This window comes from Chitinophaga sp. CB10 (genome assembly GCA_001870995.2).
In the GTDB taxonomy this organism is placed as follows: Bacteria; Bacteroidota; Bacteroidia; order Chitinophagales; family Chitinophagaceae; genus Chitinophaga.
On record MLAV02000013.1, the window covers coordinates 81,464 to 96,004 of the forward strand.

Genomic DNA, 14,541 nt, shown 5'->3' on the forward strand with positions numbered 1-14,541 from the left:
ATATGTTACAAACAGACCTCACGCCGGGCCGGACCGTTACCACAGACGGGAGAACCTGCCTGTTCTTCTCCGGCTTTTCCTACCTGGGTTTGCACCAGCATCCGGATTTCAAAGCCAGCTTAAAAGAGGGCATTGAAAAATATGGTTCCCTGTTTCCTGCCTCCCGTGTGAGCAACATACGGTTAAGCCTGTACGAAGAAATGGAACATGCCCTGGCCGCTATGCTGGATCAGCAGGCGGCCGTGCTTTTTTCCTCCGGCTACCTCTCCGGCCAGGCGGCCATTCACTACGCCGTCAACTGCGGCGAGCTGTTGTACGCCCCGGGTACGCACCCCGCCATCTGGCATCATGTGCCGGCGCTGCCCGCAGGCAGCTACGGGCAATGGGTTGCGGAGACAATTGAAAAAGTGAATACCCATCCGGATAATACCTACGTGATCGTATCCGATACCGTCAATCCTATCACGGGCACTATACACAGCTTTGACTGGCTGCGGCAGCTGCAGCGGAAGGTATTGGTAGTGCTGGACGATTCGCACGGCTTCGGCATCCTGGGGCCTAACGGTAAAGGCAGTACGCACGCCACTCCGGGAACGGACCAGGTGCGTTACCTGGTGACTACCTCGCTGGCCAAAGCCTACAGTATTGAAGGAGGCGTTATAGGAGGCTCCGCTGCGGATATCGCGGCATTAAAACGAACCCCTTATTTCACCGGGAGTACGCCGCTTATGCCCGCAAATGCTTACGCATGGCTGCAATCACATCTCCTCATAAAAAAACAACAACAGCAGTTAAAAAATAACCTGTTGCAAATGCAGCAGCTCATGCAGGATATACCGCATACGCAAAACGGAGAGCTGCCTGTTTTCGTATATCCGCAATACGATAACAAGCCTTCGCTGGTGAAGTACCTGGCGGAGCGGGATGTGATCATCTCCAGCTTCCCCTACCCGCAACCCCACGACGCGCCGGCTCACAGGGCCGTGCTATCCGCGCTGCACCTGGCAAAGGATATGCAAACCCTGCAGCAGTTTTTAAAAGCCTATTATCACTAAGCCATTTTTTACATGAAAAAATTCAGCATTACCCTGTTTGCTTTTTTGGTTACACTCTGTACCCAGGCGCAGGAAAATTCCCTGCTGTGGAAAGTAAGCGGCAAAGGCTTGCAACAGCCCTCCTGGCTCTACGGCACCTATCACCTGCTCTGTAAGGACGATATTCATTTTTCACCGGCCGCCCTCGCGGCGTTCGACAGCGCGAAGGCGTTGTACCTGGAAATAGACATGGCCGATTCCAGTTTTGCGCCGAAGCTGATGCGGCTGGCAGGCCCCAACCCGTCTTATAATCTCAGCAATCATATGTCCCCGGCGGACTTCCAGCTGTTCTCCCGCTACGTGCAGGACAGCTTTCACCTGAACCCGGAAGTGCTCGTGCATCTGAAACCCATTGTGCTGATGAGTATGTTCATTTCCAGGAGCCTCGATTGCCCTCCTTCCGGCGTGGAACAGGAGCTGATGGCCCTTGCCCGCAAAACAGGCAAACCTGTGGAAGGCCTTGAAACCGTGGAAGAGCAAATGAGCGTGTTCGGAGCAGTGCCGGACAGCGTGCAGCTGGCAGACATCATCCGGGATATTAAAGATCCTGCCTCCGCCAGGGCGAGGGATAAACGGTTCAAGGAGAATTACGAAGCAGGCAACATCACCGCGTTGTATGACGACCTGCTGGAAAGCACTGCCATGGCGCCTTATGCGGATATCATGGTCTTCCAGCGCAACCGTAACTGGATTCCTGTGATTGAAAAAGCAGCAGCCAGCGGTACGCATTTCTTTGCCTTTGGCGCTGGCCACCTGGGTGGGGAACAGGGCGTCATCAACCTGCTGCGGAAAGCAGGTTACACGGTAGTGCCGGTAAAATAAACCATCAGAGCGCCGGTTGCTGGCGCAGCTTCGGCTGCGGGGAGGCTACCGGCGTTGCAGGGACCGGTTGATAGCCGTCCTGCCGGGCGGTCATGTCGATCGGGAAGTTCCTCCTCACTCTTTTATACGAATAGAAGCCGTTCATAAACACTGACAGCAGGAATGCCCCCAAACGCAGGCGGAATGCGCCGCGACAGATACGCCTGAAAGCGTACCAGGGCGAGAATGACCGCTTCCACAACTGTCGGTGCGCCTGCAATAATTGCGATGCGCTGATTTTTTTCGGCTGAAAGGCTACGTTGTAGCCGTTGTAAAAATTCCAGTTCCTGTCTTCCAAAATCCGGTCCTCTTTTTTCAGCGATTGATAAATGGGCGTGCCCCTGAAAGGCGTCATGATACTGAGGAAAGGCACGTCTATGCCTATTTCCATCAGTTGGTCCGCCATGGCCACTATACTGGCTTCATCATCATGATCGAAGCCGGCGATGAAGCCCGCCATTACAGCAATGCCCCGCTTGCGGATTGCCTTTACGGCCGCGCTGTAATGGTCAATCCGGTTCTGGCGTTTGTTGGCATCCGCGAGGGAGTCCGCCCCGAAGGATTCGATGCCGAGGAATACGCCGATGCAACCGGAGGCTTTCATGAGGTCCAGCAGTTCCGGGTCCTTCGCTATATCCATACTGGCCTGGGTAAGCCACCACTTTTTCAAGGGGATCATTTGTTGTAGCAACTCGCGGATGTAAGGCCGGCGGATGGTGAGGTTATCATCCCAGAACCAGACGACCTTGCGTTGCCACCACCATTTAAAGGCATCGTAAGAGGCGTCCCTGATCACATCTTCCACGGGCCGCAGGCGGAAGCCGGGGTTCAGGGAGGGCACCGTGCAAAACGAGCAGGAGAAAGGGCAGCCTCTTGTAGCCTGGATCACCTTGCGGATAAAGAATTTGTTGGGCAGCAGATCGTACCGGGGCGTAGGCAATCCTTTCATATCACAGGGGCCGCCCAGGTACACCTGCTTTAGCTTGCCCGCCGCGGCATCCGCCAGCAGCAGGGGCCACTGGCCTTCCGCTTCGCCGGTTACGATGGCGTCGAAGTATTGCAGCGCTTCGTCCTGGCAGTAAGTCACGTGCGGGCCGCCGGCTACTACAGTCTTCCCCCGCTGGCGGAATTCCGCTGCCAGGTGGTAGGCGGATAAGGCAAAGCCGCTGAAGAAGGAAATAGCGATGAGGTCCGCATCCGTATCGAAGCGGATGGCATCCACCTGCTGATGATATACCCGTACCTCGTGGGGCGCCGGCGGAATAGCCGCCAGGTGGATGCCGGTAATCGGCGGTACAAAGTCGTATTCATGGCCGAATTCATACCGCCGGATATAGGCGATGATGATATCAATTTTCATAGACTTCCTGTTTGAATAATCAGATTTTAGTAATGGCAATTCAAATGTACACTTTTACTTTGTATTACAAAGTGCTTTTTAAAATAAATTTCTGAATTATTTACAGGGGCCTTTGCATAAAAAAAGGGCCGCATGAACCTGTCATGCAGCCCTGCTGTATAAGTAGGTAGGAATAACTTACTTGTCTTCCTTATAGATAAACACTTCAATTTTACCATCGGCTGTAACGGCGCCACGGTACATACCTGCCGTATTAAAAGGCATGGCCATATTGCCGTCCTTATCGAGCGCAATGAGGCCGCCATCGCCGCCCAGCTGCGGTACCTGCTTCATGATCAGCTCCGCTGCGGCATCCTGGACGGACAGGTTTTTGTATGCCATCAGGTCGCTCACGGTTTTAGCCACCACCAGGCGGATGAAGTACTCACCCCAACCCGTACACGAAATAGCGCAGGTAGCATTGTTCGCATAGGTACCGGCGCCGATCAGGGGGCTATCTCCTACCCGGCCGAATTTTTTGTTGGTCATACCTCCGGTAGATGTAGCCGCTGCCAGGTTACCCTGTTTGTCAAGGGCAACGGCGCCTACGGTGCCGAACTTCGAATCTTTGTTTTCGATACCAAGCAGCGTGGTCTTTTTAGTGGTGGAATCATGATCCAGCTGCACCTGGGTGGAATCCGCCGCACGCACCTTCTGGAGCGACTTCCAGCGGTCTTCCGTATAAAAATAAGAAGGGTCTACTATTTCGCAACCGGCCTGTTTGGCAAACTTTTCAGCGCCGGGGCCTATCATCATCACGTGCTGCGATTTCTCCATCACTGCCCTGGCGGCGGTGATGGGATTGCGGATGGTGGTGACGGAGGCTACTGCCCCTGCAGCCAGGTTCTTCCCGTTCATGATGGCGGCATCCATTTCGTTGCGGCCTTCGTTGGTGAATACCGCGCCTTTGCCGGCGTTGAACAGCGGATTATCTTCCATCACGCGCACGGCCGCTTCCACGGCGTCCAGGCTTGGGCCTCCCCGTTGTATCACCGCGTAACCTGCTTCCAGGGCCTTGGTGAGCCCGGCCTTATAGGCGGCCTCTTTTTGCGGCGTCATCTGCGATTTCAGGATGGTGCCCGCGCCGCCATGGATCACTAAAACATACTTAGGCTTTTGCATAACTGAATCTCCTGCAGGCCCCACTGCAGCGCTGGCAGCGCTGCTTCCGAACAGCGCCGCTGCAAATGGTATTACCCAATACTTAAACATAGCTGACTTTTGGGATAAATTTAGCAGATATTTCCGCTTTTGCTGCATGTGGCTGGCAACTATTAATTATTTTTGCCGGATAAAATCTGGCGCCTGAAAAAAGTACGGAAAATATTATCAGTCATTCTATTGTGTTTGTTGGGCCTCATCATCTTGATCGGGATACTGGTAAACATTCCGGTCATCCAGAACTACCTGGTGCATGAAGTGACCAGCCGCCTCTCGGAGCAATTAAAAACCAGGGTGGAAATCAAACATGTGAATATCCGGCTGTTCAATAGCCTGGACCTGGAAGGTGCGCTCATTGAAGACCAGCACAAGGATACCCTGCTCTACGCCGGCCGCCTGCAACTGCGGGTAACGGACTGGTTCTTTTTTGCGGACAGGCCCGTGATCAAATTTGTAGGGCTGGACAATGCGCAGGTCAACCTCCTGCGCCCGCGTAACGACTCCGTGTGGAACTACGCCTTCATCTCCGACGCTTTCAGCGGCCCTTCTACCGGCAAGCAGCAACAGAGCGGCGGCATCGCCTTCGACCTCAAGAAAGTAGACCTCCGCAATATCCGCATCAACCAGGTAGACCAGTGGGTGGGCGAGGATATGCGCGGGTACGCCAAACGCATCTACCTCGATGCTAAAAACCTGGACCTGCAGAAACACAATATCGACATCCAGGAAATCACGCTGGACGAACCCAGTTTCATCATCAGCAGCTACAGCGCCTCTCCCCTGCGCAAACGCAGGCCAAGGGTCAATACTCCCGTGGAATACGACAGCACGCAGCTGCGCTGGAACAATGACAACTGGAAGCTCATCGTAAAGGAACTCAACATCAAAAAAGGACTTTTCGGCGTGGATAACCCGGAAGACTCTACGAAAATAGAAGACGGGTACTTTGCTCCCCATCATATCCGCTTCAGTGACATCAATCTTTCCCTAACCAATACCAGTATCTATAAAGACAGCATCATCGGGGACCTGAGCCTCTCCACCAAAGAGCGCAGCGGCTTTGAAGTGAAGAAGATGACGAGCCGGTTTAAGATGTCGCCGGTGGAAATGGAGTTCTCCCACCTGGACCTCCAGACCAACCGCAGCCACATCGGGGATTATTACACCATGCAGTACAGCGACTTTGACGATATGAGCGATTATATCGACCTCGTTTATATGCGTGCGAACTTCAAGGACTGTAAGGTATCCAGCGACGACATTGCCTACTTTGCCCCGCCCCTCTCATCCTGGAAAAAAGAAATTACTATCAACGGCAGCGCCCGGGGGCCGGTGAGCAACCTCAAGGCCACCGATATTGACCTGCAGGCAGGCAATACCACCCGGCTGAAAGGTTCCCTGGAAATGCGCGGCCTGCCGGATATCGAGGAAACGTATATCGACTTCCATGCGGACAACCTGATGACCACCGGCGCGGATGTGATGCAGATCATGCCGATCGTAAAGGATATCACTTCTACCGTGAGGATTGACCGGCTGACCAGCATTAACTTTAAAGGAAGCTACACCGGCTTCATCAACGACTTTGTGGCGTACGGCCAGTTCCAGACCAACCTGGGACAGGTGAATTCCGACCTTAACTTTAAAACCAACCGGGATGTACCCGTTTATTCCGGTAGTTTGAATACCAGCAACTTCAACCTGGGCAGCCTGCTGGACATCCCGGACCTCCGGGAGGTAACGCTGACGGCTAAACTGAATGGGGCCGGGTTCAACTTCCGCACCCTGAAAGTATCGCTGGATGCGGATGTACAGAACATTTCCCTCTATGGTTACAACTACCGGAACATAAAGACGAAAGGGGAAATGAACCGGAAATTTTTCAACGGGGCCCTCACCGTCAACGATCCTAACCTGGACATGGATTTTGCCGGTACGATTGATTTCAACGAGGCCCTGCCGGTGTTTAAATTCAACTCGGAAATCCGCAAGAGCGACCTGAAGGCGCTGCATTTCGTGAGCGACTCGCTTACCCTGCAGGCCAAGCTGGACCTGAACTTCGCCGGTAGCAACATCGATAACTTCGAGGGAAGCGCCCGTATGTACGACGTTTCGCTTTTTAAGGATAACAGCCGGCTCGAGTTCGACTCCCTCGCTCTCAGGGCCGAAACCCAGGGCGATCAAAAAACATTACAGCTCAATGGCAGCGAAGTCCAGGGTTATGTAAAAGGAAAATACAGCTTCCTCGAACTCCCGGACGCTTTCCAGCAGCTGCTGTACCGTTATTATCCCAGCTACTTCCTCGAGCCTTCGAACAGCAATATCCACGAGGACTTCCAGTTCAGGTTTGAGTTCGGCAATGTGGCCAAGCTGATCAAAGGTTTTACCAAACAGGTGTCCGGCTTTGACTACAGTATCGTGGAAGGCAGTTTAAATACCGAAACGGGGAATTTTGCGCTGAATGTACAGGTGCCGGAAGCGAGCGTATTGCAATATACCCTGAAGGATATCCAGGTGAAGGGAGACGGGAATGCCCGTAAGGTGAACCTCAGCACTACGGTGGGGCAGGTCTTCAACGGCAGTAAGGAGGTATTGGTAAACCCGCTGGTACTCGCCAGCTCCTCCAACGACACTTCCTATATCAAGGTAGACCTCCAGGCCCAGGATACGATGAGCCTGGATGGATTTTACGCCCGCGTAATCACCGTGCAGCAGGGTATCAAGGTCAACTTCCTGAACAGCGCTTTCACGGTGAACGAGCGCCAATGGAACGTGACGCCAGGCAATGAAATCTATTGGAGCAAACATTTCCTTACCGTAAAGAATTTAAAAGTCACCCGTAACGATCAGAGTATTACGGTTGAAACCAACGAGTTTAATCCTGATGAGTCGCGCTTTATCATCACCCTGAAAAATATAAACCTGGCAGACGTAATACCCGCCCAACTGGTAACCACCCGTATTGAAGGTATTACTGACGGCACCATCAATATTTCCGACCCTACCAGCAACCTGGACATCAACGCTGCCCTGCGTACGCGGGAGCTGCGCATTGACAACGATTCCATCGGCCTCGTAACGGTAGACGGCACTTATTTGCAGCAGACGGGGCAGGCCACCTTTGCCGTAAAATCCGAAAATGTGGGCATGAACTTCGACGCGCAGGGCCGCATAGGCTTATCCAAAACGGATAAAGGATTGGATGCCGTGATTAACATGGGCGGCAGCAGTATCAGCTTGCTGAATAAATACCTGGTGGGTTATGTGCGGGACCTCAGTGGTTCCGTTACCGGTAACCTCACCCTGAGCGGCACTACGGACCAGCCTTCCATCCGGGGTAAGCTCTCCCTGGATACCGTAGGCGTGACGGTGGATTACCTGGGTACGCATTACCGCATCCCCAAGCTGAATGTGAATGTGGATGATAACCTCATTGAGTTTGGCAGCTTTACCGTGATTGATAAGTTCAATACCAGGGGTACCGCGAACGGCTATATTTCCCATGATCATTTCGACAAGCTGAATTTCGATTTTGACGTGACGGGCCGGAAGTTCCTGTTCCTGAATACCAGCGCCAATGATAATGATTTGTTTTATGGAGATGTAATCGCTGACGGTAAGGTATATTTCTCCGGCCCGTTAAACGACCTGCAGATGCACGTGCTGGCGCGGCCGGTGCGCGGAACGCATTTTTACCTCCCGATATCCGATAGTAAGGATATAGGCAAATACGACTACATCAAGTTCAAGACCTATGGCACCGAACAGGAGGTAAAGAAGAAAAAGGACAATACGAAGCTGACGGTAAAACTGGACATTGCCGCCAATCCGGATGCGCAGATTGATGTGATCCTGGACGCCACCACGGGGGATATCATTTCCGCCAACGGTACCGGTAACCTGCAGATCATCGCCAATACAGACGGGGATTTCACGATGTTCGGCAACTACGAGATCAGCAACGGGTCCTATAACTTCAACTTCCAGCGGGTAACCAGCTGGAAATTCGACATAGAGAAAAACAGCAGCATCAGCTGGAATGGGGATCCGTCGGAAGCGAACATGAACATCACGGCCAAGTACTCGCTGCCAAAGGTAAGCCTGTACAACCTCGTAGGGCAGGCCGCCACCATGGCTACCAACGATAAGCTGGCCACCCGCCAGGAAAGGGTGGATGTACTCATTAACCTGAAGGGCGCGCTGATGAAGCCGGATATCACCTACTCCATCCAGCTGCCGGAAGTGGGCACCCTCTCTTATGAAAGTGGCGTGGCCGCGAAGCTGAAAGAGATCAACAATGACCAGAATAAAGCCCTGCTGCAGATTTACGGCCTCCTGATCGCCAACCAGTTCCTGCCGGATGATGCCGGCGGCGGCGCCAACGTGGGCATTACCGGTAAGAACAGCGTGGGCCAGGCTATTTCCGCACAGGCTTCCGCGATATTGAACAATATTACCGGGGCCTTGCTGAAAGGCAGCGGCATTGGTATCAACGTGAATTACCGCGCGTACAATGTGGGCGGGCTGCCAGACAATTCGTCCGTGGACCGTAACCAGGTAAGCGCCGGGGTAACCAGCACCTTGTTCAATAACCGTTTCCGGTTGTATGCCGGTGGCGACTATGACTGGGGCAAGACCGCTACTTCCGCCAGCAGCAACCGTTTTGCCGGCGATTTCCGCATTGAATACCTCCTGACGCCGGATGGGCGCTTCCGTATCAACGCCTTCAGCAAGTCGGACTACGACGTGTATAACCTCAACAACCGTACGAAATCCGGCCTTGGTATTTCTTATGTACGGGAATATGACCGTTTCCTGGAGCTGTTTAACAAGAACAGGCGCCGGTACCCTTACCGGCCGCAGCCGGATAGCACGCAGGCGGTAGATTCTACCACTACTGTACCGGGGCAGAAGAAAGACAGCACAAAAAGTAATAAGTGATCTATTGGTAGCCGAAGGCCAGTTGACAAGAGCAACCGGTTCAAAGGCGCATAAAAAAACCGGCGCTGCTGGCAGCGCCGGTTCAACACCATAATATAATAAGACTATCCCTAGCCTTTCAAAATTTCATGTCCCAGTTTATCTCTTTTGGTGCGGAGATAATTTTCGTTGTGCGGGTTAGGATGGATTTCGATGGGCACATTTTCCACTACTTCCAGTCCGTATCCCAGGAGTCCGGCGCGTTTGCGCGGGTTGTTGGTGATGAGGCGGAGTTTGCAGATGCCGAGGTCGCGGAGGATTTGGGCCCCTACGCCATAGTCGCGTTCATCCATTTTAAAGCCCAGTTCCAGGTTAGCTTCCACGGTGTCGCGGCCTTCTTCCTGGAGTTTGTAGGCGCGGAGTTTGTTCATCAGTCCGATGCCGCGGCCTTCCTGGTTCATATATAATATAAGTCCTTTCCCTTCTTTTTCTACCATCTGCATGGCGGCGTGGAGTTGTTCGCCACAGTCGCACCGAAGGGAGTGGAGGATATCGCCCGTTACGCAGCTGGAGTGCACGCGTACCAGCACCGGTTCATCTTTTTCCCATTGACCTTTTTTGAGGGCCATGTGGATTTCGCCGGTATTGGTCTGGGTGTAGGCGACGAGTTCAAAGTTGCCGTATTTGGTAGGCATTTGCACGGTTTCTCCTTTTTCAATAAGGGTTTCCTTATTGAGCATGTAGGAGATGAGGTCTTTGATGGAGATCAGTTTAAGATCGAATTTGGTAGCGATTTCCCGGAGTTGTGGGAGTCGCGCCATGGTACCGTCCTCGTTCATGATTTCGACGAGTACGCCGGCGGGTTCAAAACCAGCGAGGCGGGCCAGGTCGATAGTGGCTTCCGTATGTCCGGAGCGGCGGAGTACTCCACCTGATTTCGCTTTGAGCGGGAAGATATGCCCGGGTTTGCCGAGTTCTTCCGGTTTGGTGTTCGGGTCGATCAGCGCCTGAATGGTTTTAGCCCTGTCGTGCGCGGAAATACCGGTGGTACAGCCGTGGCCAAGCAGGTCAACCGAAACGGTGAAAGGTGTTTGGTGCAGAGCGGTGTTATCCCTTACCATCAGGTCCAGGCCCAGTTCTTCACAGCGTTCTTCCACAAGGGGGGCGCAGATCAGTCCGCGACCATGAATGCTCATAAAGTTGATGATCTCAGGCGTAACGTTGCGGGCTGCGGTGATGAAATCTCCCTCATTTTCGCGGTCCTCATCGTCCACTACTATTACCAGTTTACCGTTTTTTATATCTTCTATTGCTGCTTCTATTGTATCTAACATAAAAAAATCCTTCGGTCAAGTAATAATGAATGGCGCAAAGTTACGACAATTAAATGGGGAAAACTGAAGCATTCAAAGTTGGTTTCCGGGTCAAAAAATTGCTGGGCGGGCGGGGAATATACAGTATAATTTTTATATATATTTTTATCGCAGAAAGTAAGCGGGATATAACAAATGAAACCCTGTAAAAGTTTAAGCGTTCCGCTTTAACCATTCATTAACAGAAACGACAATTTGATGGCGGCTAAATTTTGGTGGGAATATTAGTTAAACCACGGGTCTTGAAAAGTTTTCCTAAATAGCTTTCAAATTTTTTGGGGTCACATAAGTTATCCACAAGTTGCTTAACGAAAAGTTAATATAGAGTTAAAATTTAACCATGAGAATGTCGCATCTTTGCGCCATGAATCAAATTTCTGGAATCATGGGATTAAGAAAATTACTTGTAACATTTTCTTTTTTACTCCTTTCCCTCATTACTTTTGGTCAGGTTACCACGTCGAGCATGACGGGTACTATCAAGGATGACAAAGGCGAAGGATTAATCGGAGCCACGGTAAAAGCCACACACGTACCATCAGGAACGGTGTATGGTACAGTAACCCGTACCGGTGGTAACTACGCAATTCCGGGTATGCGCATTGGCGGCCCGTACAAAGTTGAAATCAGCTTTATTGGTTTCAAGACTGTCGTTTTGGAAGGGCTCAGCCTCAACCTGGGTGAACCTTTCGTGCTGAACCAGACGCTTTCCAGCGGTCAGGATTTACAGACTGTAAATGTTGTGGGCTCTAAAGGTAATGCCCTCAACCAGAACAAGACCGGTATGTCTACTGTCATCAACACCAGACAGTTAACCACGCTGCCAACTGTAACCCGCAGCATTACCGACTTCACCCGCCTTACTCCTCAGGCAAACGGTAATGGCTTTGGTGGCCGCGACGGTCGTTTAAACAACCTGCAGGTGGATGGTGCTAACCTGAACAACAACTTCGGCCTCAGCAGCGATCCGCTGCCAGGTGGCGGTGCTTCCCCTATTTCTCTTGATGCTTATGATCAAATTTCTGTTAATATCGCGCCTTTCGATGTAAGACAATCTGGTTTTACCGGCGCCGGTATTAATGCCGTTACTAAGAGCGGTACAAACGAATTCCACGGTAGCGCTTATGGTTACTACCGTGACCAGAGCTTCAATGGTAAAAACGTAGGCGACGCCAAAGTACCTGAATCTCAAACTGAAAACAAGATTTTTGGTGCTACCCTGGGTGGTCCGATCATCAAGAACAAACTCTTCTTCTTTGCAAGTGCGGAGTTTGAAAGAGCCCAATCTCCTGGTATTGGCTTCCTGGCCGGCGCTCCTGGCAGAACTGGTGACAACGTTTCCACTACTACCCTGGATCAGTTGAAAACTGTACACGACTACCTGATCACCAAATATGGTTATGATCCTGGCGCTTATGATAACTTCCCGGCTTTTGAAACCAAAAACCACAAGATCCTCGCTAAAATCGACTGGAACATCAACTCCGTTCATAAACTGACGTTGAAGTATAGTGATTTCAGCGGATCTGATAACAGCCCGCTCAACGGTAGCTCCGTTCCTAACAGCGGCGCCGGTAGCATGACTGTACCAGGCAGAACAGGTACTATCACCAGGCTGCCATTCAACAGGTTCAGCAAGAATTCAATGTCTTTCAACGGTTCCAACTACGGTACAGATCACATTTCCAGGACTGCGACCATCGAGTTGAACAGTGCGTTCTCCAACAGAATATCTAACCAGTTGATCCTGACTTATACCAAAAACCAGGATACCCGTTTCTCCTTCAGTAGTCCTTTCCCTACTGTTGATATCTTCGACGGCGCTGGCAATAACTTCATTTCTTTTGGTACTGATCCGTTTACCCGCAACAACGACGTTATCAATAACGTATTCACCGCTACCGATAACTTCACTTACTATGCCGGTAAACATACCATTACTGCTGGTCTGACTTACGAATACCAGAAAGTGGGTAACATGTTCATGCCTGGTTCTTCCAGCTACTACGCTTATGGCAGCCTGGATGACTTCATGAACGACAGGGCGCCAATCTATTACTCCAACACCTACTCGCTCATCCCTGGCAAACCGGCTGTCTATTCTGCTGAGCTGAAAATCGGCCAGATCGGTGCTTATGTACAGGACGAGTACCAGGTGAACAACAAGCTGAAACTGACCCTGGGTCTGAGAGGCGATATTCCGGTGTACCTGGAACAGCCACTGGAAAACCCGGTTTACACGCCGCTTGATTTTGTAGACCAGGATGGTAATATTACTCACTACACTACTGGCAAATGGCCTAAGAGCCGCCTGCTGCTGTCCCCAAGATTTGGTTTCAGATGGGATGTGAAAGAGGATAAATCCCTCATCGTGCGTGGTGGAACCGGTATCTTCACAGGTAAAATACCTTTCGTATTCCTGACGAATATGCCTACCAACTCAGGTATGTACCAGTACAGTGCAGTGCTGAATAAAGCTGCTGACCTGGCGGGTATCACCTTCAACCCTGACCCATCCGCTTACCTGAACAAATTCCCTACCACCCCTCCAACAACCGTAACGGGTGCACCGGTATTTGTAAGCCGTGATTTCAAATTCCCACAGGTTTGGAGAACCAACATCGGTGTGGATAAAACCCTGGGCGCAGGCTTTACTGCTACATTCGACGCGATGTTCACCAAAGACATCAACGCTATCAGGATGTTTAACGGTAACCTGAAAAACCCAACCGGCACCCTGAACAGCAACGGTGACAGCAGACCATACTACCCATCTACTCAAACAGGCGCGGCTAAATTCCCGACTCCTGCACTGAGCACTGTAGTAGTAATGGACAACACCAACAAAGGCTACTCTATGGCCTTAACTGCACAGGTAACCAAATCCTTCAGCAATGGCCTGTACGGTTCCGTAGGTTATACCTTCACCAAAGCTGAGGACGTAACCGGTAACCCAGGCAACCAGGCTACTTCTGTTTACCAGTCAAACGTAACCCGTAACGGCGCTAACAGCATCGAACTGTATAACTCGCAGTATGCCGTACCTCACCGCGTTGTGGCCAGCGTTTCCTACCGTAAAGAATACGCCAAGCACTTCGCTTCTACCCTGTCCCTCTTCTACGAAGGACAAAACCAGGGCCGTTACACCTTCTATACCAACGGTGACCTGAACAGCGACGGTCTGAACTCTAACGACCTGATGTTCGTTTACGCCAAAGGTTCTGACATCAACTTTGCACCTATCACCAACAATGCCGGCGTGGTAACAGCCACTGTTGAACAACAACAGGCTGCTTACGACCGCTTTGTTAACAACAACAAATACCTCTCTAAACACAAAGGACAGTACACTGAAAGAAACGGTGCTTTACTGCCCTGGTATAACAGAGTGGATGCACGTTTCCTGCAGGATTTCTTCATCACCTCCAAAGGTGGTACACGTCACACCCTGCAACTCGTGGTTGACATGCTGAACGTACCTAACCTCCTGAATAAAAACTGGGGCGTTAAACAACAAACTACATTCGTAAACCCACTGCAGGTGGCTTCAGTGAATGCTAACGGTGTAGCTACCTACAGAATGTCGAACGTAAACAACGCGTTTGCAACTTCAGACATCGTTACTACCACCAGCACATGGGGTATGCAACTGGGTCTGAAATATATCTTCTAATCCGGAACGGATATATCATTAAAAAAGCCGCTGCATCTGCAGCGGCTTTTTTATTTTATC

Annotated in this window: 7 protein-coding genes; 4 read left to right on the top strand and 3 right to left on the bottom strand. The window is 51.4% G+C overall.

From position 1 onward, the window contains the following. Positions 1 to 2 precede the first annotated feature (2 nt). Entirely contained in the window at positions 3 to 1,055 is a 1,053-nt protein-coding gene (locus BOC67_RS18020) for an aminotransferase class I/II-fold pyridoxal phosphate-dependent enzyme (RefSeq protein ID WP_291912076.1), read from the top strand. 12 nt (positions 1,056 to 1,067) lie between these two features. Next, on the top strand, positions 1,068 to 1,916 hold the full coding sequence (locus BOC67_RS18025; protein WP_291912078.1) for a TraB/GumN family protein: 849 nt from the start codon (positions 1,068 to 1,070) through the stop codon (positions 1,914 to 1,916). Positions 1,917 to 1,920: 4 nt separating this feature from the next. On the opposite strand, the gene BOC67_RS18030 is transcribed toward BOC67_RS18025, so the two are convergent. After that, complete coding sequence (locus BOC67_RS18030) at positions 1,921 to 3,315, bottom strand: radical SAM protein (RefSeq protein ID WP_291912080.1); 1,395 nt, start codon at positions 3,313 to 3,315, stop codon at positions 1,921 to 1,923. A gap of 177 nt (positions 3,316 to 3,492) precedes the next feature. Further along, positions 3,493 to 4,566 (bottom strand): isoaspartyl peptidase/L-asparaginase family protein, encoded by a 1,074-nt coding sequence (locus BOC67_RS18035; RefSeq protein ID WP_291912082.1) that lies wholly within the window; start codon positions 4,564 to 4,566, stop codon positions 3,493 to 3,495. Positions 4,567 to 4,704: 138 nt separating this feature from the next. Here BOC67_RS18035 and BOC67_RS18040 point away from each other — a divergent pair, with 138 nt between their 5' ends. Next, positions 4,705 to 9,456, top strand: coding sequence for a translocation/assembly module TamB domain-containing protein (locus BOC67_RS18040; RefSeq protein ID WP_291912084.1), 4,752 nt, complete (start codon positions 4,705 to 4,707; stop codon positions 9,454 to 9,456). Positions 9,457 to 9,566: 110 nt separating this feature from the next. Here BOC67_RS18040 and BOC67_RS18045 read toward each other — a convergent pair whose 3' ends face one another. Beyond that, the gene (locus tag BOC67_RS18045) at positions 9,567 to 10,769 is read right to left on the bottom strand and encodes a bifunctional 3,4-dihydroxy-2-butanone-4-phosphate synthase/GTP cyclohydrolase II (RefSeq protein WP_291912086.1); all 1,203 of its coding nucleotides are present in this window, start codon (positions 10,767 to 10,769) and stop codon (positions 9,567 to 9,569) included. Positions 10,770 to 11,274: 505 nt separating this feature from the next. On the opposite strand from BOC67_RS18045, the gene BOC67_RS18050 reads away from it, so the two are divergent. Then, a complete protein-coding gene (locus tag BOC67_RS18050) occupies positions 11,275 to 14,481 on the top strand; it encodes a TonB-dependent receptor (protein ID WP_291912088.1) in 3,207 nt (1,068 codons plus the stop codon). The last annotated feature ends 60 nt before the right edge of the window (positions 14,482 to 14,541 follow it).

Coding starts and splice junctions, on each gene's coding strand:
- BOC67_RS18020 (WP_291912076.1), top strand. CDS start 3: ATGTTACAAACAGACCTCACGCCGGGCCGGACCGTTACCACAGACGGG.
- BOC67_RS18025 (WP_291912078.1), top strand. CDS start 1,068: ATGAAAAAATTCAGCATTACCCTGTTTGCTTTTTTGGTTACACTCTGT.
- BOC67_RS18030 (WP_291912080.1), bottom strand. CDS start 3,315: ATGAAAATTGATATCATCATCGCCTATATCCGGCGGTATGAATTCGGC.
- BOC67_RS18035 (WP_291912082.1), bottom strand. CDS start 4,566: ATGTTTAAGTATTGGGTAATACCATTTGCAGCGGCGCTGTTCGGAAGC.
- BOC67_RS18045 (WP_291912086.1), bottom strand. CDS start 10,769: ATGTTAGATACAATAGAAGCAGCAATAGAAGATATAAAAAACGGTAAA.
- BOC67_RS18050 (WP_291912088.1), top strand. CDS start 11,275: ATGACGGGTACTATCAAGGATGACAAAGGCGAAGGATTAATCGGAGCC.